Here is a 24,702-nt window from a genome sequence, read left to right on the forward strand (position 1 = left end):
CGGCGCTTGTACGGGAGGGGCGCGCTGCTAGGGGTGATCCCATGACGCGCCTCATCCTGTTCAACAAGCCCTTCGACGTCCTGCCGCAGTTCACCGACGTGCGTTCGCCGACGCCGCGCGCGACGCTGTCGGACTATATCCAGGTCCCCGGGGTCTATCCCGCCGGGCGACTGGACCGCGACAGCGAGGGGCTGATGTTGCTGACCGACGATGGGCGGCTGCAATCGCGCATCTCCGATCCGCGCTTCAAGGTGGCCAAGCGCTACCTGATTCAGGTCGAGGGCGAGCCTGACGAGGCGGCGCTCGATGCCTTGCGCAAGGGCGTGGTGTTGAACGACGGCCCGACCCTGCCGGCCGAGGCGCGGCGCATCGATCCGCCCGAACTTTGGCCGCGCAACCCGCCGGTGCGGTTCCGCAAGACCGTGGCGGATTGCTGGATCGAACTTGCCATCCGCGAAGGGCGCAATCGGCAGGTCCGGCGGATGACGGCGGCGGTCGGTCATCCGACCCTGCGATTGGTGCGCTGGTCTATCGGCGAATGGTCGCTTGACGGAATCGCGCAGGGTGAATGGCGCGAGATCGCGGTTTAAAAGCAAACAGAGCCGTTAATGTCGTCGCCCCCGCGAAGGCGGGGGCCCCGCTTGTTCTTTCTCGCGAGGTTGGAAAAGGAAGCGGGGTCCCCGCCTTCGCGGGGGCGACGGGGTTATTGATGCGATCTCGGGTTCGATGTGACCTGAGTCCGCTTACTCCGGCTTCCAGCCGATCTCGGCCGCAGCGGCGGACTTGGGAATGTCGGTCAGCGCTTCGTTCACGGTGATCGCCTCGCCCGGCTTCAGGCGCCGTTTCGAGGGAACGACTTCCTTTTCATAGACGATGCGGTCGCGCTGGTCGCGCAGCACCACGAGCAGCGAAGGCACATAGCGCGTCTCGCTGCCGATATTGCTGATCGTGCCGCTGACCGAGAAGAACTCGCTGCCGTCGGGCAGGGGCTTGCGATCCTGCCGCTTGCGCGGGAAGTCGAGCTGAAGGTCCGGCTGGGCCTGCGAGAACGTCTGGCGCGGGATCGGCAGCCAGTCCGGCAACCCGCCGAACGCAACCGCGCCGGTCAGCGCCAGCGTTGCCCCGGCAAAGACCACCGAGGCGATCGTCGCCAGCTTGGCCCAGTTGCGGCGCGGACGGAACGGCGGCGCGAAATCGAAGCTCGACGGGCCCTCGTCCGCATAGTGCGGCATGGTGGTGTCGTCGTAATAGCCGCCCTGACCCTTGCTGCCCTGTGTCGTACCCGGAGGTGCGGGGGGCGCCACGGGCAGCGGGTCGTGCTCAACCGCGCTGGTGGCGGCCGGCTGCGGTGCCGGAACGCGAACAGCGGGTGCGCGCGGAGGGACTATCGGCGGCGTCGTGAAGCCAGGCGCCGGTGCGGGCTCGGAAGCGGCGCGGGGGGCAGGGGCAGGAGCTGCAACCGGCTCCGCCACGGCTTCGGGCTGCTGCGGTTCGGCGGCAGGCTCGGCCATGGGTGCCGCTGCGGCCGCGGCAACAGGTGCCGCAATGTCCGTTGAACCTTCCTGGAACCAGCTATGGCGGCACTTGGCGCAACGCACGGTGCGGCCGTCCACGCCGATTGCGCTGTCGGGGACGGCGTAACGCGTAGAGCAGGCAGGGCACGCGATAATCATGATCGTAAAGCTATAAGCACGACTGGCTTGTGCGCGACAAGCGCCAGACCTGTGGGCACAAGCCGGAGTGCCCTTTTTTCCACATTGAATGCTCGCTATAGCCGATTTCGTCGCCCGTTCGGATCCGACCTTTCACAGATCAGGCCGAAAGATCGGGCCAAAGACCAGACGAGCATGACCGCGGACGGGGAAATCATCCACTTCGACAATGTCGGCCTGCGCTACAGCACCGATCGCGAGGTGCTGAGCGACCTGACATTCACGCTGTTCGCCGGGCGCTTCTATTTCCTCACCGGTGCCAGCGGCGCGGGCAAGACCTCGCTCTTGCGGCTGCTTTTCCTTGCGCAGCGGCCCTCGCGCGGGGCGATCCGCATGTTCGGCACCGATGCCATCACCCTGCCGCGCAGCCGCCTGCCGATGCTGCGGCGGCGGATCGGCGTGGTGTTTCAGGACTTCCGCCTGATTCCGCACTTGTCGGCGTTTGACAATGTGGCGCTGCCCTTGCGCGTCGCCGGACATCAGGAACGCGACATCTTCGGCCCGGTGCGCGACATTCTCGACTGGGTGGGGCTGGCAGACCGGCTGGACGCGCGCCCGGCCACGCTTTCGGGCGGCGAGCAGCAGCGCGTCGCCATCGCCCGTGCGGTGATCGCACGGCCCGCCATGCTGGTGGCGGACGAGCCCACCGGCAACGTCGATCCCGAGATGGCGCAGAAGCTGATGCGCCTGTTCGAGATGCTCAACCGGCAGGGCACCACGGTCGTCGTCGCCACGCACGATCTCGACCTGCTGCGCAAGGTGTCCGACAGCCTGATCATGCGGCTGGACCGGGGGCGGCTGTCCGATCCCACCGGCGCACTGCGCTATCCGCCGCGAAAGCCCGCGTGATGTTCGGCATTGCCACCGTATCGGGTGAAACCACGCCGCGCCTCGGCTGGCGGCGGCTGGGCGTGCGCGGCGCCGAACTGGTGCCGCAGGCGCGCATGTCGGGGCCGATGCCGTGGGTCATCGCGATCATGGTGGCGCTGACGGCGATTGCGCTCGCCGCCGGGCTCGCGCTCGGCAATGCCATTACCTCCGCCCGCGCCGAGATCGAGGGCGGCGTCACCGTGCAGGTGCTCGAACCGCGCGAGGACGTGCGCGCGCATGAGGCCCGCGCGGCGGTCGAGGCCCTGACGCGGCAGCCGCACATCGCCGGGCTGCGTCAGGTTCCGCAGGCCGAGCTGGACGCGCTGATCGAGCCGTGGCTCGGCAGTGAGATCGGTGAGGCGGTCGGCGGCGGCGTGCCCGGCGGCGGAAACGCCGGGGCCTCGATCCCCGTGCCTGCACTGATCGACGTGCGCCTTGACGGCCCGGCCGCGCCCGCGCGGCTGAAGGCGATCGAGCAAGTGCTGAAGCCGGTGGCGCCGTCGGCCCGCGTCGATGCGCAGTCGGGCTGGCTGAAGCCGGTGTTCGACGCGATGATTTCGCTGCAGGTGCTGGCCATCGCGCTGGTTGCGCTGTTGGCTTTCGCGCTGGCGGCGGCGGTTCTGCTGGCGGCTCGTTCGGCGCTGGGCGCCAACCGCGAGGTGATCGAGATCGTCCACTTGCTGGGCGGCACCGACACGCAGGTCGCCCGCGTATTCCAGCGCTCGATCGGGTTCGACGCGGCGGGCGGCGGCACCGTCGGACTGGCGTTGGCGATGGTGGTGATCCTTTCCATCGGGCGGCGCTTTGGCGGACTCGGCGCGGGTCTGGTTGACAGCGGCGCACTGGTCTGGAGCGATTGGCTGCTGCTGGCGCTGGTGCCGCTGCTTTCCACCCTGCTCGCCATGCTCACGGCACGTTTCACAGTGCTGCATGCACTGCGCAAGATGCTATAGTGCGCACAAGTCGTTAAAGTCCTTCACCATGTTCCGTCGCACTGCCGCCTTCCTGCTGCTGATCTGGCTCTTTGCCTTCATCTGGTTCGCCGTTGCGCTTCCGGGGCCGCTCGACATGTCCGTGCGGACCGACGCGGTGATCGTGCTGACCGGCAGCCGGGGGCGGATCGAACGGTCGCTGGCGGTGCTGGAGCAGGGACGCGCGCCGCATATGCTGATATCGGGCGTCGACCGCGAGGTGCGCCCCGGCGAACTGGCGGCGGAATACCGCATTCCCGACGCGCTGATGAAGTGCTGCATCACGCTGGGCTACGAGGCTTACGACACGCGCTCCAATGCGGTGGAGGCGGCGGACTGGGTGAAGCGGCACAAGCTTCGCTCGATCCGGCTGGTCACGGCCGACTGGCACATGCGCCGTGCGGCGTACGAACTGGCCCGCGAACTGCCGAAGACGGTGGTCATCCAGCGCGATGCGGTGTCTTCGCACCCCAGCTTCAGCACGCTGTTTCTCGAATTTCACAAGTACATCGGGCGCATGGCGCTCGATTTCTGGAACCGCCCACCTTGGAAGAAGTCTTGAACCCCAGCACACGCACTACCCCACTGGACGTGATCCGCAGCCTCGCGTTCTATGTGGCGTTCTATCTGGGCACGCCGGTGTTCGTGGCGCTGGTCTGGCTGACCTCGCTGGTCGGCAACGCGCCGATGCGCCGCGTGGTGCGCGGCTGGTCGCGGTATCATCGCCTGTGCTGCCGCTGGCTGCTGGGCATCAAGCTGCGGATCGAGGGCGAGATGCCTGACGAGGGTGTGCTGGTCGCGCTCAAGCACGAGAGCTTCTACGAGGCGATCGACCTGCCGATGCTCCTGAACACCCCAGCTCCGTTCCCCAAGGCCGAACTGATGGACATTCCCGGCTGGGGCTGGGCGGCAAACCGCTACGGCGCGGTCACCGTGGCGCGTGGGGACGGGGCCAAGGCGCTGCGCGCGATGGTTTCCTCGGCCCGCGGATTCGCGGCGGTAGGGCGCCCGCTGGCGATCTTCCCGGAAGGAACCCGCGTGCCGCATGGCCGCGTAGTGCCGCTACAGGCGGGCTTTGCGGGGCTCTACAAATTGCTGAACCTGCCGGTGGTGCCCGTGGCGGTCGATTCCGGGCGCTTCTATCACCGGCGCTGGAAGAAGCCCGGAACCATCGTCGTCCGTGTGGGCGCGCGTATCGAGCCGGGCCTGCCCCGTGACGAGGTCGAGGCGCAGGTTCAGGCCGCGATCAACGCCCTCAACGTATAAAATCCGCGCGGGAGCGCGGACCCGTCAGGCCTTCTTCTCGCCATTCTCGTGATCGCGGCGGCCGAAGTCGGGGCGGGAATCGTCCTGGCCTTCGTCGATGATCGAGCGGCGGATCGTGCGGGTGCGCTTGAACTGTTCGAACAGCGCATCGCCATCCCCCACGCGGATCGCGCGCTGCAAGGCGGTGAGATCCTCGGTGAAGCGCTGGAGCATCGTCAGCACCGCTTCCTTGTTCGAGAGGAACACGTCGCGCCACATCGTCGGGTCCGAGGCCGCGATGCGGGTGAAGTCACGGAAGCCGCCGGCCGAATACTTGATGACCTCGCTTTGCGTCACGTCCTCAAGGTCGGACGCGGTGCCGACGATGGTATAGGCGATCAGGTGCGGCAAGTGGCTGGTGACGGCGAGCACGAGGTCATGATGCTCGGGCGTCATGATCTCGACATTGGCGCCCAGCGCCTCCCAGAACGAGACCAGCTCGCTCAGCTTCACCATGTCGGTGGTGGCGGGCGGGGTGACGATGCACCAGCGGTTGCGGAACAAGTGCGCGAAGCCCGCGTCGGGGCCCGAGTTCTCGGTACCCGCCACCGGGTGCGCCGGGATCACCATGTGATCGGGCAGCGCGGCGCCAAGGTCGCGGGCGATGGCCTGCTTGCTGGAGCCGACATCGCTGACGATCGCATGGGCGGGCAGCGCCTCGCGCACTTGCTCGGCGGCCATGCCCATGGCGCCGGGCGGCACGCAGAAGATCACCAGATCGGCATTGCGCACGGCTTCCGCCGGGCTTTCGCAGACTTCGTCGACCAGCTGGCGCTCGGCCGCGCGGGCGCGGTGGGCGGGGCTGAGGTCGTAACCGGTGGTGCGGGCATCCGGCAGGTACTCGCGCACGGCAAGCCCGATCGAACCACCCTGAAGGCCGAGGCCGATGATCGCGATATTGGCAAGGCTCATTGCGCGGCTTCCGCCATTTCGCGCAGGCCCTCGGCGATCACGTCCATGTCCTCGGACTTGCCGATGGTGATGCGCAGCGCCTGCGGCAGGCCCTGTCCCGGCAGCCAGCGGACGACATAGCCGCGCTCGGCCAGTCCGTCGAAAGCGGCTTCGGCGGTCAGCGCGCCTTCGAACAGCACGAGCACGAAGTTGGCCTCGCTCGGCAGCGGACGCAGGCCGTGGTTGCCGAGCGCTTCCAGCTTGGCGACGAAGCGGGCGCGCTCGTCGCGGTTGTGGACGCGGCTGGCCTCCACGAAGGCGTCGTCGGCCAGCGCCGCCAGCGCCATGGCCTGCCCGGTCGAGGAGACGTTGAACGGCCCGCGAATGCGATTGAGCGTGGCAATCAGCCCCGGTGCGCCGGTGGCCCAGCCGATGCGTTCCCCGGCAAGGCCGAAAATCTTGGAGAAAGTGCGCGTCACCAGCACGTTGGCGTGCGCTTCGGCGAGCGCCAGTGCGCCGTCGTCGTCCTCGGCCGCGACATATTCGCCATAGGCCTGATCGATCACCAGCAGCACGTCGGCGGGCAGACCGGCGTGCAGCCGCGCGATCTCTCCGCCCGGCAGGTAGGAGCCGGTGGGGTTGTTGGGATTGGCGACGAAGACCACGCGCGTGCGCTCGGTCACCAGCGCCAGCAGCGCATCGACGTCCGTGCCGAAATCGAGGTCCGGAGCCACCACCGGGGTCGCGCCGCAGCGGCGCGCGGCGATGTCGTAGACCGAGAAGCCGTAGCGCACGTAGATCACGTCGTCGCCCGGCCCGGCATAGCCTTGCGCGGCCAGGTTGAGCAATTCGTCCGAGCCGGTGCCCATCACCACGCGCGCGGCGTCGAGCCCGTGCTTGGCGGCGATGGTCGTGCGCAATGCGGTGCTGTCGGGATCGGGATAGAGCGCCGGCGCCTGCGCGCGCGCTTCAAGCGCGGCGGCGCTGGTGCCGAGCGGGTTCTCGTTGGCCGAAAGCTTGATCAGCGGACGGCCGTCCTTGCCCTTCGACTTGCCGGGCACATAGGCATGGATCGCTTCGATCCACGGCTTGGGTTGCGGGGCGGGCGTGCTGAGGGTCGAGCTATCGGTCATGACGCGCCGGCCTTTAACCCAGCAGAGCGGCGAAGGACAGGGGGCGATTTAGGGGCGAGGGACGCTTGTTCTTTCTCGTGGGGTTGAAAAGGAAGCGGGATCCCCGCCTTCGCGGAGATGACGGGTTTCGGGAAGACTGGCGTCTGGTTCTGCCCGACCTCTCATTTCCTCCTGTACCCACATCGCCCATCCACACCCACCCCGCTCATCCTGAGCTTGTCGAAGGATGTGGGTTCAGCGCCACGCCGCCGGGGGCTTCGACAAGCTCAGCCTGAGCGGGATTGAGGAGAGGGTCGGGGCAGGAAATCCCGCCGCCCCGTAATGAAAATGCGCACCCGCGCACTATTCAAACCAAGGCCGACAATTGACAGGAAACCGAGGGTCCCCCACTTGGCATAATATCATCATGTCCACTGCGCAGATCACCGACTCCAGCCAGGTCCTGGACCTCACCCAGCCGCTCCCGCTCGATGGCGGGCAGAGCCTGCCGAATGCCCGCATCGCCTACGAGACGCACGGCACGCTGAACGCGGCGAAGGACAATGCGATCCTGATCTGCCACGCGCTCACCGGCGACCATCACGTGGTCTCCAACCACCCCAAGACCGGCAAGCCCGGCTGGTGGCTGCGCATGGTCGGCCCCGGCAAGCCGATCGATACCGACCGCTTCTTCGTGATCTGCGCCAACGTGATCGGATCGTGCATGGGCTCGACCGGGCCCGCCAGCCTTGCGGGCGACGGCAAGCCCTGGGGCATGCGCTTCCCGGTCATCACCATTCGCGACATGGTGCGCGGCCACGTCGCCCTGCTCGACGCGCTGGGGATCGAGAGCCTCTATGCCGTCGTCGGCGGATCGATGGGGGGCATGCAGGCGCTCAGCCTTGCCTCCAATTTCCCGGACCGTACCCGCGCCGCGCTGGTGATCGCCTCGACCGCGCGCCACTCGGCGCAGAACATCGCGTTCCACGAAGTGGGCCGCCAGTCGATCATGGCCGACCCGGCCTGGCGCGACGGGGACTATTACGAGGCCAAGGAAAACGGCGGCAAAGGCCCCGAAAAGGGCCTCTCGGTCGCCCGCATGGCCGCGCATATCACGTACCTGTCCGAAGCGGGCCTGACCGAGAAGTTCGGCCGCCGCCTCCAGAACCGCGAGGAAAAGACCTTCGGGTTCGACGCCGACTTCCAGATCGAAAGCTACCTGCGGTATCAGGGACTGGCCTTCACTGACCGGTTCGACGCTAACTCGTACCTCTACATCACCCGCGCCATGGACTACTTCGACCTTGCCGAGGAACATGGCGGGTTGCTCGCCAATGCCTTTGCCAAGTCGAAGGCGCGCTACTGCCTCGTCAGCTTCGATACCGACTGGCTCTATCCCACGGCGGATTCGCGCAATGTCGTCCATGCCCTCAATGCCGCCGGACTGCCGGTGAGCTTCGTCGAGCTGTCGGCCCCATTCGGGCACGACTCGTTCCTGCTGGACGTGCCCGCGCTTGACCGCGTGGTCGAAGGATTTCTCGGAGAAGGTCGCTAGGATGCCCGAAATCGAACTGTCCGACGATCCTTCGCGGCTGGACGTAGCGCGCATCCACGGCTGGCTGGCGTCAAGCTACTGGACGCCCGGTGTCGAGCGCGTGCAAGTGGAGCGCCAGATCGCCGGCTCGCACTGCCTCGGCGCCTATCTGCCGGACGGCACGCAAGTCGGCTTCGCACGCGTGATCTCGGACCGGGCGAGCTTCGCATGGCTGGCCGACGTCTGGGTGGATGAGCCGGCGCGCGGGCAGGGGCTGGGCCGCCGCATGGTCGGCTGGTACCTCGATCACCCCGACTATGCCGACATTCGACGTTTCATGCTCGCCACGCGCGATGCCCACGGCGTCTATGCGAAGCTGGGCTTCGACGCTCTGGTCCGGCCCGACCGGCTGATGGAAAAGCTCTCCGGCGCCTTCGCAGCCGTTCTCGCAACGGATTCCTGACCATGTTGCGCCCCGACCTTGCGGTGATCGCCGCCAATGTCGCGCCGGGATCGCGCGTGCTGGACGTCGGCTGCGGCGACGGCACGCTGATGCAGGCGCTGCGTAACGACAAGCGCTGCGATGCGCGCGGGATGGAACTCGATCCTGCCGACGTGGGCCTCTGCGTCGGCAAGGGCCTCTCGGTGATCCAGGGCGATGCCGACAAGGATCTGGCGTTCTATCCGGACCAGTCGGTGGACTACGCGATCCTATCGCAGACGCTGCAAACGACGATGCGGCCCGATATCGTGATGGAGGAACTGCTGCGCATCGGCCGCCGCGCCTTCGTCAGCTTCCCCAACTTCGGGCACTGGCGCGTGCGCGTCTCGCTGCTGTGGGGCGGGCGCATGCCGGTAACGCGGTTGCTGCCGATCCCGTGGTACCAGACGCCGAACATCCACCACCTCACGGTCGAGGATTTCCGGGAGTTCGTGAAGGCGCGCGGCATTACCGTCGAAGGCGCCTGGTTCCTCTCGGGCGACAAGAAGTGCAGCGACGCGGCTGCGAACTTCCGCGCCGAGCATGCGGTGTTCCTGCTCTCACGCTGAGAGGGGGCGAGTGCCCTTTGTGAAAGCGTTGCCGGGGCCGCATGCAGACGCAGACCCGGCAACTCCCGCTTCCGTGTTCAGCCGCCCATGTTGAGCCCGGCGTAGATGCCCAGCTTGTTGCCGTCGGGATCGCGCATATAGGCGCCGAACGCGCCGCGCGCCTGCGGCTTGGCCTCGGGCTGACCCTCGCAGGTGCCGCCATGGGCCATGCCCGCTGCGTGCCAGGCGCGCACCGTTTCCTCGTCCGGAGCCTCGAAGATGATCGTGCCGCCATTGGCATGGGTGGCGGAATTGCCGTCCCGCGCGGGGCCGAGCAGGAACCTGACGCCATCGAGGTCCCACATGACGATCGGCCAATCGGGCGTCGACTGGCACGGCGTGACGCCCAGCGTCGCAAACGTGGCGTCGTAGAAACTGCGGGCCTTTTCAAGGTCGTTGGTGCCGAGGCGCAGGCTCTTCAGGATCATTGTCTCTCTCCCGTGAAAACCGGCCCGCCTCGTTGTGCGGGCCGGTGAAAGTCCCCGATCAGGCCACGCGGAACATCGCGCAGAGCTTGTTGTTGTCGGGATCGCGCAAGTAGGCGAGATGCAGCGTACCGAACGGGAATTCGCGCGGACCGGGCGCATTCTCGCAGCTCGTGCCACCGGCCGCACAGCCTGCGGCGTGCCAGGCGTCGACCGCCTCGGCGCTGTCCATGGAGAAGCCGATGGTGCCGCCGTTGGCGAAAGTGGCGGTGTTGCCGTCGATCGGGTTGACCACCATGAAGTTCGCGCCGTTGTGGCTGTAGGCAAGGCGGCCGGCGGCCGGATCGGCCATCAACGGCGTGGCGCCCATGGTGCCGAAAACGGCGTCATAGAAAGTCTTGGCGGCGTTGAGGTCGTTGCTGCCGACGCAGATATGGCTGAACATAGCAGGGCTCCTTGAAGCGGTCCGGTGGTCCGGTATTTCGGGTGGCCGATGGTTTCGCGATGTCGTGCGCCGGGGTCAATCGGTACGCTGCATTCGGCCCGAAATATCGCGGCCGTGCTTGTGTCTGAGCCAAGTCTGCGGTGGCTGGCGGATCGCCGCGTTGATGGTTGCCGCTATCCTTCGATGGAGCGGGCAGTTATCCACGCGTTTCGGCCTGTGGGCCGCTGCCCGACGGGGCTTCGGGTGGACGCTTGCGGACGGGTTTGGCATTCAAAATCGCCATGTGGCACATCTTCCAGTTCCCGCTCTGTCCGTTCAGCCGCAAGGTCAGGTTGCTGATGGCCGAGAAGGGCATCGCCTACGAGCTCCAGACCGCGCGTCCGTGGGAGGGTGAGGACCGGCTCTTCGCGATGAACCCGGCCGGGCGCACGCCCGTGGTCAAGGAGACCGAGCGCAACATCGTCCTGTCGGACAGCCGGGCGATCTGCGAATACTTCGAGGAAACGGTCGATCGGAACCCGCAGATCAGCGGCACTGCCCAGCAGCGCGCCGAAATCCGCCGCCTGATCGCGATGTTCGACGAGAATTTCTTCAACGACGTTTCGGGGCCGCTGCTCCACGAACGCATGAAGAAGCGCCTCGTCCTGCGCCAGTCGCCCGACGCCAAGATCCTGCGCGAATCGATGAAGCTCGCGCACGATTATCTCGACTACATCGATTACCTGATCGACAATCGCCCGTGGCTGGCGGGCTCGACGATGACGCTGGCCGACCTTGCCGCCGCCGCGCAGATTTCGGTGGCGGACTATCTGGGGGGCCTCGACTGGTCGAGCCACGAACAGGCGCGCGGCTGGTATCTGGTGATGAAGTCGCGCCCCTCGTTCCGTCCGCTGCTCAGCGAACGCATGGAAGTGATCCAGCCGCCCAGCCACTACGCTGAAGTGGATGCCTGACACGGGCGAGGTGCCTGAGCACACAGGATGATCGAACCATTTGCCTCGCCGCGCGGCGGCCCGATTGGGGCTGCGCAGAACTGGCTGGCAAACTCTCTCATGCTCAAGCGCATCCGGCGCGGTCTGCTGGGCAGGTTGCCATTCCCTGTGCTCGAAAGCCAAGTGCGCGATATCATCTACGCCAATTGGGTGGTGCCCATCGCGGCGGTGGCGGATAGGATCCCGTCCGGCGTTCGGCTGGTCGAGCGCAACGGGCAGACAATCCTCACCGTGCTTACTTACGCGCATGGCCATTTCGGGCCGGTACAGGCCGGGCCGTTGCGACGCTTGTTCCCCTCGCCGCTCCAGAGCAATTGGCGCTTGTATGTTGCAGACATCGACGGAAAAACACCCGTCGAGGACACTGTACTGTTCGTTGCCAATGCCTTCGACAGCGATCTGTACGCGCTGGGAACAAGGGTGTTCAGCGACGCGATGCTGTCACACCGAGCCGAATATTTCGAACATCGCACGGTAAATGGTGCGTGGCTCACGCGGCTGGGCGGCCGAGGTAGCGCGCCGTCGCTGAATCTGCATGTCGGCAGGATTGGGCAAGGCGAACTTCCGCAGACTTTCCGTCCCTTTTTCGCCAGCTTGCCTGTGGCGCTGCAAAAGCTCTGCCTGCAGCATGCGGCAATTGCGCCTACGGAGCGAAGCGATCGGCTGGCGCTGGCAGGTATAGATCTGCCGATTGCCCTGGATACCGTCCAGTTCCTGCAGGTGCTTCGCTATGAGCCGGGCGAACTTCTGAAGCAATGGCAAGCGGGCGATGTGCCGTTCTGCTTCCGCGTGCCATCCGTACGTTTCAGGGCCGTGTCGGAGCGACTGATTTCGACATAGAAGGGCCGCCCGATGGGGCGGCCCTTTTTGTTTGCAGAGCGCGCGTGCCGTGATTGGCTCAGACCGGGGCCACGATCTTGGTCCCGAAACGGCCGTGGTTGCGGAAGCGCGTCATCCAGCGGTCCAGGAACAGTTCCAGCGGACGCGCCGTCACGCCGAACTCGGCAAGGCCCGGCAGCGTGCCGCTGGCGACGTTGCCGGCCTTGAGCAGCTTGAACTGGTCGGTGCTGATCGGCGTGCCGGGCAGGGCGGCAATGAAGCCGGCAAGGCCGTCCGGCAGCGGAACGATCATACGATGGCGGCTTTCAGCAGCCATGATGCGCTTGTTGAGATCGAGCATGGTGAGGACTTCGGGACCGGCCAGCTCGTAAGTCTTGCCGCCGTGAACCTCCGGCGCGCCAAGGGCGATGGCGATCGATTCGGCCACGTCGTCAACGAAGACCGGTTGCAACTTTGCCTCGGGCACGAAGACCGGCAGCAACGGCGCGCGGGCGATCATGTCGGCGAACATCATCACGAAGTTGTCGTCTGGCCCGAACATGATCGCGGGGCGAACGATGGTGGCGGTGGGGAATTCGGCCAGCACGGCCTGCTCGCCGGTCGCCTTGGTGTGGGCATAGGCGACATCGGAGGCGGTATCGGCACCGATCGCCGAAACATGGACGAAAGTCTGCGCCCCGGCAGCCTTGGCCGCCGCCGCGATGCGGCCCGCGCCATGGCCTTGCACCGCATCGAGATTGCCCGCGAAGGCACCCACGAGGTTCACCACCGCATCCGAGCCGGTCAGCACGCGGGCGAGGGAATCGAGCTTAGTCACGTCAACGCGGCCGAACTGCATCTGACCCAGGTTGCCGAGCGGCTTGATCGACCAGGCCTTGTCCGGATTGCGGCTGGCGATGCGCACGCGCGCGCCGCGCGCCAGCAGCTCCTGCGCCACATGCCTGCCGAGAAACCCGCTGCCGCCCAGCAGCGTGACGATCTTGCCGAAAAGGGAATCGGTGGTGTCTTGGCTCATGGTCTCGTCCTTCGCAGGGCGCCGGGCAGGGGAGGGAGGCAAATCCTGCCGCGCGCGCCGAATTAGCGCGTAAAGCTGGGCTTGGCACAAGGTTCCTGCAGGTTCAACCGGGACGTGGCGCGACCGGGATCGGCGGGACGCGGGCAATAAAAGCGATTGTGTGAAAAATGTTTTTGGAAGAGCGTTGACAACCTCTCGGCCGCCCCTTAGAGGCGCCCTCCTACCCGGCGAGGACGGCAACAACGGCCCCCTCGCTTCCGTGCCCAGATGGCGGAATTGGTAGACGCACCAGCTTCAGGTGCTGGCGCTCGCAAGGGCGTGGAGGTTCGAGTCCTCTTCTGGGCACCAAGCACTCATCCGGGGACGTCCGCAGACGTCCCCGGAGAGGCTGAAAAACCCACTTTTCCCGCTATAATCACCCGCTCAAATTCGGGCGAATCCGGCTCCCATCGGGAACAAGCTTGATATCCCCTTGGATATCGAAATCCGCCTTGCCGCAAGGACGGTTCGTGTCCGACGGCGGCACGCATTCTCTGCTCTCCTGACTTGGTGTCTCCAGGATGGCGCCACAATTATCGCTACTTCCACAAACGTCCCGCGCTTGCCTTCGTGTCTCGCTTGGGCTTCTCACTCCCCGTGTTCGGCGCGTTTACGTTTCTGACAAGTGTCATGGTTAATGACACTTGTCAGAGCCGACCAGGCGCCGGGGGCGCCGGGTCATATGGGGTGACATTATGAAGCGTGATGAAGGGCAGATCGGGCGAAGCTGCGCGGTTTGCGTGTGAGCCGTCTCTCCATGCCTCTTCTGAAATCCCGGGCTTTCGGTAATGGGGTCTTGTTGGCGCTCTGGCTGGGCGCGGTCGGGTTGCTTGCGGCGCAGCACGTGTTCTGGCGCGACGAAGTGCGGGCGCTGACGATCGCCACGACCGGCGATACGGTCTCCGAGATGTTCCTTGCCCTGCGCGGCGATGGCCATCCGATGCTCTGGTATCTGCTGCTGCGTTCCGGTTATGCATTGATCGGCAAGGCGGCGCTGCCGGTGATCTCGTGGCTGATTGGCCTGGCGGCGGTGGTGTTGCTGATCTGGCGCGCGCCGTTGTCGTGGGGCATGCGGCTGCTCATCGTTTTCGGGCACTTCGCGCTTTGGGAATATGTCGTGATGGCGCGCAACTATGGCATCAGCATGTTGCTGATGTTCGTGTTTGCGGCGGCCTATCCGCGCTGGCGATTGCGGGGGATCTGGCTGGTGCTTCCGCTGGCGCTGCTTGCCAACACCAACGTCCATTCCATGCTGCTGTCCTGGCTGCTGCTGGGCGTTTGGCTGCTGGAGCGCTGGCCGAGAGGTGGAGGCCGTGCGGAAGTGCGGGACTGGGCGCTGCGGCTCGTGCTGCCGGCGGGAGGGATTCTGGCGCTGGCTTCGTTGGCCTGCTTCCTCACCGTCTGGCCGCCGTTCAACGATGCCGCGCAGGGCGCCGGCGGTCACAACCTGCTCCGCGCTATCGCTGCGGTGGGGCTTCCCGGCATCGGCTTCATGCTGGATGCCGATGCGGGTCTGTGGATCCAGCTGCCGTTTTCAGCGGCGTTGCTTGCCAGCCTGTTCGTGCTCTGGGGGAGGCCGCTTCACTTCCTGGCCGCGCTGGCGGGGCTTTGCGGGATGTCGCTGTTCTTCGCGGTGATCTATCCGGGTGGCGAGCGGCATCAGGCGCTCTGGCTGGTCCTGCTGTTGACGCTGTGGTGGATGCGGCTTGATGCCGACAGGCGTGACGGTGTGGATGAGCCCGCGAAGGGCCGTGACGCCGTGTTGCGGAAGGCCGGGCACTATGGCCTTGTCGCCTTGCTGTTGCGCCAGATCCTCCTGACCTTTGCGGAAGTCGCGGCGTCGTTTCACGCACCGTACAGCCGCGCCGCCGACCTCGGCGCGTTGATCGCGCAAAGGCCGGAGCTTTCGCGCGCGATCATCATCGCCGATCCCGACTATCTGATCGAGGCATTGCCCTATTACGCGCCGCACAATCTGGTCTGGCAGATCCGCCGCGCGCGGTTCGGGGCGGTCAATCACTTCACGAAGAACGCGCAGCTGGACATCACGCTCGATCAGGTGACGCAGACTGCCGAGGCGCTCCATCGCCAGTACCACCGGCCGGTGCTGATCCTGCTCCAGCACGCGCCCGATGCGTGCTGCACGGCCACGATTGCCAGCGGCTATAACTGGACGACCCACCACACGCCCGAAATGGCGCGGCGCTTTCTGGAGCGCACACGGATGCTGGCGCGCTACGATAGTGCGGTTACCGACGAATCCTACGCCGTCTACCTGCTAAACATCGATAGCAATCCGCCCGCGCTTCCAATGGGCCAGCAAGCTCGCGGCGAAGTAAAACTGCCGTAAGAAGGCGCGCGCGTTGTCTTTTCAGAACGAGCGCCGCAGCGATATGCCGGCCGAAGTCGTATTGCCGGCCAGTGCCTCGAAGCTGCGCGTCGCGTAGAGATCGAGGCTCATGCTGTCGGACAGCCGCATATTGGCGGTCGCGCCGATTTCCCACCAGCCGTCGTCGAGATGCCGCGCGGGCAGGACGCCGGTTTGCCGGGCCATCAGCACGTCCGAATAATCGCGCACGAGCACTTCGGAAACGGCGTTGCTGGTCCAGGCGCGGGCGATGGAGAGCCCGACATATTGCTTGCCCTCGCTGCCGAACGCGTGGTCGATCCGCAGGGTGGCGGCCGAACTCCAGGTCGGCTCCTCGGTCTCCAGGTCGACCAGCCCGGTTTCGTCGGGAGCCGGATGGAGCAGGCGGCCGTGGGCGTAGGACATCGTCACCGTGGGCGTCGCGAAGATCCGGTCGCCCAGCGGGAAGACCCGCCCGAAATCGCCGCCGACCGAATAGTACGGGCTGCCCGTGGCGCCTGTGCTGTCGCGTTTGCCGGCGTCGGTGCTGATGCGGCCGTAGTCCTGCCAGCCGTAACTGGCCCAGCCGTCGACCACCCAGTTGTCGAAATTGCCGCCCGCGCCGATCGTGCCGACGAGATAGTCGGACGGCAGCGCGGTATTCGCCTGTAGCAGAGTGCCGTGATAGCGCATCAGCGCCGCGCGGACATAGCCGCGCCCGACCTGCCGGCTCAGCGCCATCGATTGCCATGAACCGTCGGAGCCATGGTCCCGGTCGCTCACGCCAGCCGCGAGCGCGAAGCTCCAGGGCTTGTCGGGGGCGGGGGTATCGGCCTGCGTCTCGGCGGAGACGGTGGTCGATGTGGGCAGTGCAGCCACTGCCGTCACGACCGGCGTTGTGCCGCCCGCTGTGTCCTGAGCCTGCGCGGGTATCGCCGCGAGCGCCAGTGAGGCCGCCAGCAGCGGCCCCGCCATGCGGTTTTGGCGCATCAGGCGACGGCCTTGAGGCTCTGGTCGAACGCGGCGGGAACCGCAAGGCGGACAGTGAAGCCGTCGCGCTCCTGCGTGAAGCTGACATCGCCGCCATGTGCGCGGGCGATCGAGCGGCAGACAGCAAGGCCAAGGCCCGATCCCTTCTGCCCGGACTTGCGCGCCGAATCGGTGCGGTAGAACGGCTCGAAAGCGCGGTCGTACTCTTCCTCGGGAATGCCCGGGCCGGTGTCGACGATCTCGGCCACCGCCTCGCCCTCGTTGAGGCTGACGCGCACGCGGGCGCGTTCGCCGTACTTCACCGCGTTTTCCAGCAGGTTGTCGAGCAGGCGGCGGATGCCCATCGGATCGACGTCCACCGGGATGTGGATGTTGCGCTCTATCGTCACGTCGCCGCCGACCAGACGGGCATCGGCCACGCTGCTGGCGATGAGTTCTGCAAAATCGGTGCGTTCGCGCGGGCCGGGCGTGGAGGCGTCGCGGATGAAGCCGATGACCTGGCTGATCATCGCTTCCATTTCGGTCACTTCCTTCAGCAGGCCCTCGCGCTGCTCGTCGGGCACGTCCTCGATGCGGAAGCGCAGGCGGGTGAGCGGGGTTCGCAAGTCATGGCTGATCGCGCCGACCATGGCGGTGCGATCGTCCACAAAGGCGCGCAGGCGGTTGCGCATCTGGTTGAAGGCATTGGCGGCGCGGCCGATCTCGGCGGGGCCACGCAGCGGCAGAATGGTGGCCGAGGGATCGCGCCCAAGCTGCTCGGCGGCGCGCGCGAAGTCCCGCAGCGGCAGGACGATGCGGCGCGCGAAGAGCCAGGCGAACGGGCTGATGATCGCCAGGCTCAGCGCGAACCACAGCATCACCCGCTTCTGCCAGGCATTGGGGAAAGGCTCGGCGCGCGGGGCGACGGCGATCCATTGCCCGTCCGGCTGACGCAGCGCGGCCACGAAGTCACCCTCGATGAAGGGCGGCGAGGTCAGCGCGAAAATGTTGGAAGTCGCGCGCCGGAAGGGGATCGGCTGCGGGGTGCCGGGCACTGCGGGCAGCGGCTGCGCGGTCGGTACGGGCGGCGGCACGACCGAAACTACGGTATGCGGCGCGGGGAGTTCGATCGGTTCCGGCGTGGCGGTGGCGACAGCCTGCGCGGGCGCGCGCGTCACTTCCGGAGAGGGCGCGGCGCTGGGAATGGGCGCGGGTGCTGGCTGGGGCAGAGTTACGTGCGGCAGGTCATTCATGGCCGGAAGCGCCGGGATCAGGCCGCCGGGGCGTCCGAAGTCACCGCCGTTGAAGCCGCCCCCGTTGAAGCCGCCGTTGCCACCGGGCCGAAACCCTTCCTGTCCGCCGCCGATGCCGGGCTGGCCGTTGCCCTGCTGTCCACTGCCGGGCGCCGAAGCCCCGCCACCTGTGCTGCCATTACCCGTGCCACTGCCCGTGCCGCCATTGCCGGGGCCATTGCCGGGATTACCTGCTTCGGTGCCGGAGCCACCCGGCGTATGCCCACCGGGACGGCCGCCCGGGATATGACCGCCGGGCATCCGGCTGCCGGGCATCTGCCCACCGGGACGACCGCCCGGCATCTGGCCGCCAGGGTGTCCGCCGGGCATCTGCCCGCCCGGGAAGTGGCCGCCCGGCATGCCGCTCGGCCCGGGCATGCCGCCGGGAGGCGGGCCGCCGGGGATCGACTGGGCATCGGCTTTGCCGACCAGCATGGTCGAGAGCGCGAAAGGCGCCGCGGGATTGTCGCGCAGCGCCAGCGGCGAGCGCGACGAACTTGGCACCGCAACGCCGCCGACCGGAAGCTGCGTATAGAACGCCAGCACCACGTCCTTGCTTTCCCGGCCCAGCCGTCCGGCCAGCGCCTCGCGCGAGGATTCGGAGACCAGCCAGCCCTGACCGCTGACATCGGGCGGCCCGATCATGGTCTTGCGTTCCAGGCGGTCGGCAATCTCCTTGTCCGCCCCGGCGCTTTTGAGCGCGAAGGCAACTTCGTCGATATTCCAGCGCGCTGTGGGGCTTGGCGGGAGAATGACGGTAAGCGCCAGCGTCACCAGCTGCGCGCCGATAAGCGCGCAGACGAGGATGGCGATCATCTGGATCGCCAGCGGCAGGCCGATTCGATTGGTGAGGCGGGGCAGCATCATGGCCGCGCCCTTGCCACGATTTCGCGGCGAATTCGAGGCGCATGCATTTCGGCGCGGCTATGTTCGGGCCAACTGTCGGGCCGAGTTTCGGGCCAATTGGAGCGGAAAATTTGCGGAGCAGGCTCGAAAGGGAGGGACACGTCCCTTTCGAACCCGCTCCGCGTCCCCACCGCGCGGCACGAAGCCGATCGGTGGAGACGGTCACCCCGGATCCTGTCCAGCAACCTTGTCCCCTGATCCGGGGCTGGAAGGAAATTCCTGATATCGGGTCGAAAGTTCTTGTCCGCCGACCGCGATTCGTCTCGCGGAGCCGGGTAGCAGCCACATATGACACTACTCGGACCGTCCGCCGTGCGCTCCTTATATACCAGCCAAGCTGAACTGACACCAACCGTGTCGTCAGGGCGTGATTCGGGCGGAAATGATCCGGGACCATCGGCGGGCAGGGCGGGTGCGACTACGTGACCTGCGACGCCGATGGTCCCGGCACCGTCCGGCGCCTTGGCGGTGGCGTGACGGACGGTGTTGCCGGCCTCTCGGGTTACAGGAATATGGCCGGCGGACCTGGCGGGGGATGCCATGTTGTCCAAGCCTCCTGTCGCCCGAGGCAGAACCTGGCGAACTCGACTATTCATGAAGAGCTAGGTCGGGGCTGGAGTTTGCTTCGCGATTTCAGCGAGGTTGCAATCCTGTTGCAATCTGGCGGCGACCGGCGCGCGACTGAAATATGTATTGAAATGTGGGTGGAACACGGGGTTTCTATCGTGCTGCAATGATCCTAGAACATCCTGCGATGGACCTGCAAACTCGCATCCTCATCGTCGACGATGACGAGGGCATTCGCTCACTCATCGGCGAATTTCTCGGCAAGCACGGTTACGCCACCGAAACCGCGGCCGATCCCGACGCCATGCGCACGCTGCTGGCGCAGCGGCATTTCGACCTGATCGTGCTGGACGTGATGATGCCGCGTGAGGACGGGCTTACGGCGCTGCGCCAGCTTGGCCCCGATGCGCCGCCGGTTATCATGCTTTCGGCGGTCGGCAGCGACGTCGACCGGATCGTCGGCCTTGAAATGGGCGCCGACGACTATCTGGCCAAGCCCTGCAATCCGCGCGAATTGCTGGCCCGCATTCGCACGGTTCTGAGGCGGCGTGCCTATGGTGCGCCTGCCGCCGGTATCGTTGAGGCGATAACGCTGCCGGGCGTGGCGGCCAATGACGAGCGGCCGCCGCTCGACGGGGATGTGCAGTCCAGCGAAGTGCTGCGCTTCGCCGGCTGGCGCATGGATCTGGGCCTGCGGCTGCTGTTCGATCCGCAGAATCGCCTCATTTCGCTGTCCGATGGCGAGTTCCGCCTGCTGCGCGCGTTCGCCCAACATCCGCGCCGGGTGCTGACGCGCGACCAGCTTCTGGACTGGTCGCGCGGTGAGGACAGCGAGCTTTATGATCGCGCCATCGACGTGCAGCTCTCGCGCTTGCGCCGAAAACTTTCGGACGGCGAGGGCGGGGGTGACATTATTCGCACCGTGCGCAACGAAGGTTATCTCTTCGTGCCGTCCGTGGTCGCCTGAGAATCGGTCCAGGAAATGGCCGGGTAATGCGCCCGAGGCGTGTTTCCCGGCGATCCCTGAGACACTTCGCGACAATCTGTAACACCCCGATACAACCCTGAAATCAGACTGAAATCTCGCGGCAAACGCGAGCTTCCAGTCCTGCTCCCCTGCAAGCGCCTGTCTGGCCGACCAACGGTCACCACAGCGCCTGCACGAGGGAGGTTGGGTTGGAACATCAGGGGCCGGAGCAGGACGAGCATGATCGCGGCCTGAGCCACGACATCGATGTCATTTCCGAAAAGTTCATGGCTCGGCGCCGTGCGCTTGCCTTCCTTGCCAGTGCCGGAACCGCCGTGACGGTGGCCGCATGTGGCGGCGGTGACGATTCCGCGTCGAACCTGTCCAGCACGGGCTCGGCCGCTTCCACCACCTCGACGCCGAGCGGATCGAGTTCCACCACGTCATCCTCGACCTCCAGCACCGGTTCCACCTCCGGGGGGACGTCCGGCGCAAGCTGCATCGCCGATCCCACCGAGACCAACGGGCCCTATCCCGCCGACGGCACCAACACCGCGAGCGGATCGACATCGAACGTGCTGACCGTCAGCGGGATCGTCCGTTCGGACATCCGCTCAAGCTTTATCGGTTCCACCACCACCGCGACCGGAGTGCCGCTGGAGATCACGCTGCAACTGGTGGACGTGAACAACGGCTGCGCAGCGATCGCGGGCGCGGCCATCTATGTCTGGCACTGCGATGCCTATGGCCGCTACTCGCTCTATTCGAGCGGGGTGACGACCGAGAGCTATCTGCGCGGCGTTCAGGTGACCGATGCCGACGGCAAAGTCACGTTCACGACGATCTATCCTGCCTGTTACTCGGGCCGCTGGCCGCACATCCATTTCGAGATCTTCACCGGCGGCCTTACCGCCGCCAGCACCGGCCGCACCGCCAGCCTGGTCTCGCAGCTGGCTATGCCTGCCGCGATCAACACCGCCGTCTTCACCGGCGACTCCCGCTACACCGCCAGCATCGCGAACTACAACGCGATCACGCTCTCATCCGACGGTGTGTTCGGAGACAACACTTCCGCGCAGCTCGCGCAGATGACCCCCAGCCTCACCGGCACGGTTTCCTCCGGTTACACCGGCTCTGCCCTGATCGGCATCGCCGTCTGACCCGGGGGCGCCCGCTCCTGTTTTTTCCTCCCGTAAAAGAGTGCGATAACCATATGAATTCCTTGCAATCGTCCACCAGCCTGGGCGCGCTGGTCCTGGCTCTGGCCGCGACCCCGGTGCTTGCCGCCACCACCGTTTCCACTGCGACCACCACGCCGCTGGTCACCTCCAGCGCGGGCGACGTAACGGTGGCTTCGGGCGGCACCATCACGGTGGCGAGCGGGAATGCCGTGACGGCCGACAGCACCAACACGGTGGATGTCGAAGGCGCGCTGGCGGTTGGCGGCGCCGATAACGCGACGGGCGTGGCCGTGAATGCCGGCACCAACGCGACTGTCACTGTGGGTTCCACCGGGACGATCGCGGTAACCGAGAACTTCGTGCCCTCCGACGAAGACGCCAATGGCGTGGCCGACGGCATTGCCGACGGCCCGATCGCATCGGCCAGCAATCGTTACGGCATTCACGTCTTGTCGGGCGGTGCCACCAGCGGTTCGATTTCGAACGCGGGCACGATCACGGTCGAGGGTCTCAATTCGGGCGGCATCGTCGTCGATTCGGCTTACACCGGCAACATCGTCAACAGCGGCACGATCAAGGTGACCGGCGACAATTCGGTGGGCGTCTCGACCCAGGCGGTCAACGGCAACGTGACGGTGGACGGCACTGTATCGGTCGTCGGCGCGGGCGCGCAGGGACTGGTCGTCAAGGGCGATGTCAGCGGCACGGTCACGGTACAGGGTACCGTTTCGCAGGCCACGTCCTTCACCGATGACAACAGCGCCACGCTCGCGCTGTCTCGCACGGCGCTGCAAACCGGCAAGGCTGCCGTGGAAATCGACGGCAATGTCGCAGGCGGCATCTATATCGCGGCCCCGCCGGTGGACGAAGACAGCTCCAATCCCGACGAAGACGGCGACGGCGTGGCCGATGCCAGCGAGGGTACCGGCGTGATCACCTCCTACGGCACTTCGCCGGCCTTGCAGGTCGGCGGCGCTACCGACATCACCGTGGGCGGCGTTTCCAGCAACTCGGGCACCTACTCGCTGGCCATCGACGGTTCGGCGACCGGAAACTCCTACTATTCCAAGATGAATGCCTATGGCGTGGTGATCGGCGGGCAGGGCGGCAACGTCAACCTGACCAACGGCATCGGCGTGACCGGCACCGTCAACGCGACGACGTACGATACGGCAGCCTATGGCCTGACGATCAACGCCGGCAGCACGGCGGCCAGCCTCTACAACTCGGGCACGATTTCGGCGGTGATCACCTCGCCGGGCGCGGGCACGGCGGTTGCGCTTCAGGACCTTTCGGGCACGCTGACGACGATCAACAACACCGGCTTCATCAAGGCGACGGGTTCGAGCACGGACACGCTCACCGCGATCGACCTGTCCGCCAACACCACCGGCGTGACGATCAACCAGTACATGAATTCGGACGATATCAAGGCGAGCGCCACCTACCTCTCGACCAACAAGGTCACCACCGACCCCACCGTCTACACCAGCATTCAGGGCAACATCCTGTTCGGTTCCGGCAATGACACGCTCAGTGCCTCTGCGGGCACGATCACCGGCGCCACCCAGTTCGGGGCCGGTGACGATACGCTCGCGCTGTCGGGCACGAGCGTCTACACCGGCAACGTCTATTTCGGCACCGGCTTGGGAACCGCCTCGCTCGCCGATTCCGCGACGTTCACCGGCACGATGGACTTCGCGGGTGAGAGCGGCGCGCTGACGCTGTCGGGTTCGTCGGTCTATACCGGCAGCTTCACGAACGCGGGCAACCTTGGCGTCACGGTGAACAGCGGCGCGACGCTGACCGCCAAAAAGGCCGAGACGATCAACTTCGGCTCACTCACGGTGAATTCTGGCGGCGTGCTCGGCGTCTATATCGATACGGCGGCGGGCAAGAGTTCGCTGTTCAACGTGGCCAATGCCACGCTGGCGGACGGCGCCAAGATCACCGCGACGGTCACCGCGCTCGGCGAAGCGGAAGGCACTTATACCGTGCTGACCGCAGGCAACCTCAATGTGCAGGGAACGCTGGATTCCACCGAAACCAACCTGCCGTTCATCTATAACGGTGCCGTCAGCAACGATGCCAACAACATCTACCTGACGATCGCCCGCAAGACGACCGACGAGCTGGGCCTGACCCGCAGCCAGGCCTCGGCCTGGGATGCGATCTATGCCACCGCGCAGAACGATACCCAGCTTACCGAGAGCCTGCTCCAGGTCGGCGATTCGGCCACGCTGAAGTCGCAGGTTTCGGCGCTGTTGCCTGACCACGCGGGAGGTGTCTTCGATGCCGTGACCAGCGCCGACCGCCTCGTCACCCAGCACCTTTCCGACGAAAGCTCGATGTTCACCATCTCGGATGTCGGCGGCTGGTTCGAGCCGGTCTACTGGCGCACGAGCAAGGACGCGGGCAGCACCGCCGGTTACAAGACCAGCGGCTGGGGCCTGTCGGCGGGCTTCGAAAAGCACACCGATCTCGGCTACTTCGGCGTGTCCTATGCCTGGTTGCAGGGCACGGTGAAGGACAATGGCGGAACCGGAGACCTCAGCACCGGCCAGCATGACCTCGGCGCCTTCTGGCGCACGGCCAAGGGGCCGATCATGGCCTGGGCCCGCATTGGCGGCTCGCGCATTTCGGTCGATTCCAAGCGCACGTTCACCGGCACGGTGGACGATGTGGACTTCACCGATACCGCCAACGGCAAGTGGAACGGCTGGCTGATCTCGGGCATCGCCGGTGCCTCGTACAAGTACCAGGCCTCGACCCGCTTCAGCCTGAAGCCCAAGATCGAACTGGAGCAGTACTGGCTGAAGGAGAACGGCTACAGCGAAACCAGCACCAGCGAGGCCATGGCGCTGACCGTCGACAGCCGCACCAGCAAGGAAACGACCGTCACCCCGACCGTGACCGCCGCCTATTCGCTGGGCAAGATCTCGCCCGACTGGCGCCCGCTGACGTTCCAGCTGGAAGCCGGCCGCCGCGAGGTGATCTCGGGCCAGCTTGGCAGCACCACCGCCTACTTCAACGGCGGCGACACCTACGACGCCGGTTCCAGCTTCACGATCACGCCGGAAAGCCTGAAGGGCGCATGGATCGGCGAAGTCTCGATGCTGGCGGGTGGTTACGACTTCACCTGGAAGATCTCGGCCCGGGCGGAGCAGACCACCTGGTCCACCGACTTGTCGGCACGCGCCTCGCTTAGCGTCGCGTTCTGACGGAAACCTATA

At 66.2% G+C, this 24,702-nt stretch carries 22 protein-coding genes and 1 tRNA gene; 15 read left to right on the plus strand and 8 right to left on the minus strand.

What is annotated here, in order from left to right:
* Positions 1-41: 41 nt before the first annotated feature.
* The gene (locus EDF56_RS15170; protein WP_132388872.1) at positions 42-590 is read left to right on the plus strand and encodes a pseudouridine synthase; all 549 of its coding nucleotides are present in this window, start codon (positions 42-44) and stop codon (positions 588-590) included.
* 153 nt (positions 591-743) lie between these two features.
* Here the strand turns inward: EDF56_RS15170 and EDF56_RS15175 are convergent, their stop codons facing one another.
* Positions 744-1,673 (minus strand): zinc-ribbon domain-containing protein, encoded by a 930-nt coding sequence (locus EDF56_RS15175; protein WP_132388874.1) that lies wholly within the window; start codon positions 1,671-1,673, stop codon positions 744-746.
* Positions 1,674-1,847: 174 nt separating this feature from the next.
* Here EDF56_RS15175 and ftsE point away from each other — a divergent pair, with 174 nt between their 5' ends.
* Genes ftsE through EDF56_RS15195 form a run of 4 tightly spaced genes read left to right on the plus strand, consistent with a single transcriptional unit; the run spans position 1,848 to position 4,819 of the window.
* A complete protein-coding gene (ftsE, locus tag EDF56_RS15180; protein WP_132388876.1) occupies positions 1,848-2,561 on the plus strand; it encodes a cell division ATP-binding protein FtsE in 714 nt (237 codons plus the stop codon).
* Positions 2,561-3,535, plus strand: a complete 975-nt coding sequence (locus tag EDF56_RS15185) for a cell division protein (protein ID WP_243652621.1) — start codon at positions 2,561-2,563, stop codon at positions 3,533-3,535. The genes ftsE and EDF56_RS15185 overlap by 1 nt, the downstream gene beginning before the upstream one ends.
* A gap of 28 nt (positions 3,536-3,563) precedes the next feature.
* Positions 3,564-4,115 carry a YdcF family protein gene (locus EDF56_RS15190; RefSeq protein WP_132388878.1) on the plus strand — a complete coding sequence of 184 codons (552 nt, stop codon included), beginning with the start codon at positions 3,564-3,566 and terminating at the stop codon, positions 4,113-4,115.
* Entirely contained in the window at positions 4,112-4,819 is a 708-nt protein-coding gene (locus EDF56_RS15195) for a lysophospholipid acyltransferase family protein (protein WP_132388880.1), read from the plus strand. Before EDF56_RS15190 ends, EDF56_RS15195 begins: the two co-directional genes overlap by 4 nt.
* Before the next feature lie 24 nt (positions 4,820-4,843).
* Here EDF56_RS15195 and EDF56_RS15200 read toward each other — a convergent pair whose 3' ends face one another.
* Positions 4,844-5,770, minus strand: coding sequence for a prephenate/arogenate dehydrogenase family protein (locus EDF56_RS15200; protein ID WP_132388882.1), 927 nt, complete (start codon positions 5,768-5,770; stop codon positions 4,844-4,846).
* Entirely contained in the window at positions 5,767-6,882 is a 1,116-nt protein-coding gene (gene hisC, locus EDF56_RS15205; RefSeq protein WP_132388884.1) for a histidinol-phosphate transaminase, read from the minus strand. Before hisC ends, EDF56_RS15200 begins: the two co-directional genes overlap by 4 nt.
* Before the next feature lie 406 nt (positions 6,883-7,288).
* Here hisC and EDF56_RS15210 point away from each other — a divergent pair, with 406 nt between their 5' ends.
* The 3 genes from EDF56_RS15210 to metW are packed head-to-tail and all read left to right on the plus strand — an operon-like array spanning position 7,289 to position 9,445.
* Positions 7,289-8,416: a homoserine O-acetyltransferase gene (locus tag EDF56_RS15210; protein ID WP_132388886.1), complete on the plus strand. Its 1,128-nt coding sequence runs from the start codon at positions 7,289-7,291 to the stop codon at positions 8,414-8,416.
* Position 8,417: 1 nt separating this feature from the next.
* Positions 8,418-8,858, plus strand: a complete 441-nt coding sequence (locus tag EDF56_RS15215) for a GNAT family N-acetyltransferase (RefSeq protein WP_132388888.1) — start codon at positions 8,418-8,420, stop codon at positions 8,856-8,858.
* A gap of 2 nt (positions 8,859-8,860) precedes the next feature.
* Positions 8,861-9,445, plus strand: coding sequence for a methionine biosynthesis protein MetW (gene metW, locus EDF56_RS15220; RefSeq protein ID WP_132388890.1), 585 nt, complete (start codon positions 8,861-8,863; stop codon positions 9,443-9,445).
* 77 nt (positions 9,446-9,522) lie between these two features.
* Here metW and EDF56_RS15225 read toward each other — a convergent pair whose 3' ends face one another.
* Both EDF56_RS15225 and EDF56_RS15230 read right to left on the minus strand, forming a co-directional pair.
* Positions 9,523-9,912, minus strand: a complete 390-nt coding sequence (locus tag EDF56_RS15225) for a VOC family protein (RefSeq protein ID WP_132388892.1) — start codon at positions 9,910-9,912, stop codon at positions 9,523-9,525.
* Positions 9,913-9,970: 58 nt separating this feature from the next.
* Entirely contained in the window at positions 9,971-10,354 is a 384-nt protein-coding gene (locus EDF56_RS15230) for a VOC family protein (RefSeq protein WP_132388894.1), read from the minus strand.
* A gap of 281 nt (positions 10,355-10,635) precedes the next feature.
* Here EDF56_RS15230 and EDF56_RS15235 point away from each other — a divergent pair, with 281 nt between their 5' ends.
* Together EDF56_RS15235 and EDF56_RS15240 are read left to right on the plus strand one after the other, a co-directional pair.
* Positions 10,636-11,307, plus strand: a complete 672-nt coding sequence (locus EDF56_RS15235; RefSeq protein ID WP_132389556.1) for a glutathione S-transferase family protein — start codon at positions 10,636-10,638, stop codon at positions 11,305-11,307.
* 27 nt (positions 11,308-11,334) lie between these two features.
* On the plus strand, positions 11,335-12,186 hold the full coding sequence (locus EDF56_RS15240; RefSeq protein ID WP_132388896.1) for a DUF2071 domain-containing protein: 852 nt from the start codon (positions 11,335-11,337) through the stop codon (positions 12,184-12,186).
* A 58-nt stretch (positions 12,187-12,244) separates the two neighbouring features.
* Here EDF56_RS15240 and EDF56_RS15245 read toward each other — a convergent pair whose 3' ends face one another.
* A complete protein-coding gene (locus tag EDF56_RS15245) occupies positions 12,245-13,201 on the minus strand; it encodes a complex I NDUFA9 subunit family protein (RefSeq protein WP_132388898.1) in 957 nt (318 codons plus the stop codon).
* Positions 13,202-13,462: 261 nt separating this feature from the next.
* On the opposite strand from EDF56_RS15245, the gene EDF56_RS15250 reads away from it, so the two are divergent.
* Positions 13,463-13,549 (plus strand) — tRNA-Leu (locus tag EDF56_RS15250).
* A 490-nt stretch (positions 13,550-14,039) separates the two neighbouring features.
* Positions 14,040-15,590, plus strand: coding sequence for a hypothetical protein (locus tag EDF56_RS15255; protein WP_132388900.1), 1,551 nt, complete (start codon positions 14,040-14,042; stop codon positions 15,588-15,590).
* A 21-nt stretch (positions 15,591-15,611) separates the two neighbouring features.
* Here EDF56_RS15255 and EDF56_RS15260 read toward each other — a convergent pair whose 3' ends face one another.
* Entirely contained in the window at positions 15,612-16,577 is a 966-nt protein-coding gene (locus tag EDF56_RS15260) for an autotransporter outer membrane beta-barrel domain-containing protein (RefSeq protein WP_132388902.1), read from the minus strand.
* Positions 16,577-18,715, minus strand: a complete 2,139-nt coding sequence (locus EDF56_RS26615) for an ATP-binding protein (protein WP_132388904.1) — start codon at positions 18,713-18,715, stop codon at positions 16,577-16,579. Before EDF56_RS26615 ends, EDF56_RS15260 begins: the two co-directional genes overlap by 1 nt.
* Before the next feature lie 793 nt (positions 18,716-19,508).
* Here EDF56_RS26615 and EDF56_RS15270 point away from each other — a divergent pair.
* From EDF56_RS15270 to EDF56_RS15280, 3 genes are all read left to right on the plus strand, one after another.
* Positions 19,509-20,288: a response regulator gene (locus EDF56_RS15270; protein WP_132388906.1), complete on the plus strand. Its 780-nt coding sequence runs from the start codon at positions 19,509-19,511 to the stop codon at positions 20,286-20,288.
* 209 nt (positions 20,289-20,497) lie between these two features.
* On the plus strand, positions 20,498-21,448 hold the full coding sequence (locus EDF56_RS15275; protein WP_243652622.1) for an intradiol ring-cleavage dioxygenase: 951 nt from the start codon (positions 20,498-20,500) through the stop codon (positions 21,446-21,448).
* A 53-nt stretch (positions 21,449-21,501) separates the two neighbouring features.
* Positions 21,502-24,690 (plus strand): autotransporter outer membrane beta-barrel domain-containing protein, encoded by a 3,189-nt coding sequence (locus tag EDF56_RS15280; RefSeq protein WP_132388908.1) that lies wholly within the window; start codon positions 21,502-21,504, stop codon positions 24,688-24,690.
* The last annotated feature ends 12 nt before the right edge of the window (positions 24,691-24,702 follow it).

This window comes from Novosphingobium sp. PhB165, assembly GCF_004341845.1.
In the GTDB taxonomy this organism is placed as follows: Bacteria; Pseudomonadota; Alphaproteobacteria; order Sphingomonadales; family Sphingomonadaceae; genus Novosphingobium.

What these genes read in the sequence shown, in the direction of transcription:
- EDF56_RS15170 (WP_132388872.1), top strand. Translation starts at nt 42, where the DNA reads ATGACGCGCCTCATCCTGTTCAACAAGCCCTTCGACGTCCTGCCGCAG.
- EDF56_RS15175 (WP_132388874.1), bottom strand. Translation starts at nt 1,673, where the DNA reads ATGATTATCGCGTGCCCTGCCTGCTCTACGCGTTACGCCGTCCCCGAC.
- ftsE (WP_132388876.1), top strand. Translation starts at nt 1,848, where the DNA reads ATGACCGCGGACGGGGAAATCATCCACTTCGACAATGTCGGCCTGCGC.
- EDF56_RS15185 (WP_243652621.1), top strand. Translation starts at nt 2,561, where the DNA reads ATGTTCGGCATTGCCACCGTATCGGGTGAAACCACGCCGCGCCTCGGC.
- EDF56_RS15190 (WP_132388878.1), top strand. Translation starts at nt 3,564, where the DNA reads ATGTTCCGTCGCACTGCCGCCTTCCTGCTGCTGATCTGGCTCTTTGCC.
- EDF56_RS15200 (WP_132388882.1), bottom strand. Translation starts at nt 5,770, where the DNA reads ATGAGCCTTGCCAATATCGCGATCATCGGCCTCGGCCTTCAGGGTGGT.
- hisC (WP_132388884.1), bottom strand. Translation starts at nt 6,882, where the DNA reads ATGACCGATAGCTCGACCCTCAGCACGCCCGCCCCGCAACCCAAGCCG.
- EDF56_RS15210 (WP_132388886.1), top strand. Translation starts at nt 7,289, where the DNA reads ATGTCCACTGCGCAGATCACCGACTCCAGCCAGGTCCTGGACCTCACC.
- EDF56_RS15215 (WP_132388888.1), top strand. Translation starts at nt 8,418, where the DNA reads ATGCCCGAAATCGAACTGTCCGACGATCCTTCGCGGCTGGACGTAGCG.
- metW (WP_132388890.1), top strand. Translation starts at nt 8,861, where the DNA reads ATGTTGCGCCCCGACCTTGCGGTGATCGCCGCCAATGTCGCGCCGGGA.
- EDF56_RS15225 (WP_132388892.1), bottom strand. Translation starts at nt 9,912, where the DNA reads ATGATCCTGAAGAGCCTGCGCCTCGGCACCAACGACCTTGAAAAGGCC.
- EDF56_RS15230 (WP_132388894.1), bottom strand. Translation starts at nt 10,354, where the DNA reads ATGTTCAGCCATATCTGCGTCGGCAGCAACGACCTCAACGCCGCCAAG.
- EDF56_RS15235 (WP_132389556.1), top strand. Translation starts at nt 10,636, where the DNA reads ATGTGGCACATCTTCCAGTTCCCGCTCTGTCCGTTCAGCCGCAAGGTC.
- EDF56_RS15240 (WP_132388896.1), top strand. Translation starts at nt 11,335, where the DNA reads ATGATCGAACCATTTGCCTCGCCGCGCGGCGGCCCGATTGGGGCTGCG.
- EDF56_RS15245 (WP_132388898.1), bottom strand. Translation starts at nt 13,201, where the DNA reads ATGAGCCAAGACACCACCGATTCCCTTTTCGGCAAGATCGTCACGCTG.
- EDF56_RS15260 (WP_132388902.1), bottom strand. Translation starts at nt 16,577, where the DNA reads ATGCGCCAAAACCGCATGGCGGGGCCGCTGCTGGCGGCCTCACTGGCG.
- EDF56_RS26615 (WP_132388904.1), bottom strand. Translation starts at nt 18,715, where the DNA reads ATGATGCTGCCCCGCCTCACCAATCGAATCGGCCTGCCGCTGGCGATC.
- EDF56_RS15270 (WP_132388906.1), top strand. Translation starts at nt 19,509, where the DNA reads ATGGACCTGCAAACTCGCATCCTCATCGTCGACGATGACGAGGGCATT.
- EDF56_RS15280 (WP_132388908.1), top strand. Translation starts at nt 21,502, where the DNA reads ATGAATTCCTTGCAATCGTCCACCAGCCTGGGCGCGCTGGTCCTGGCT.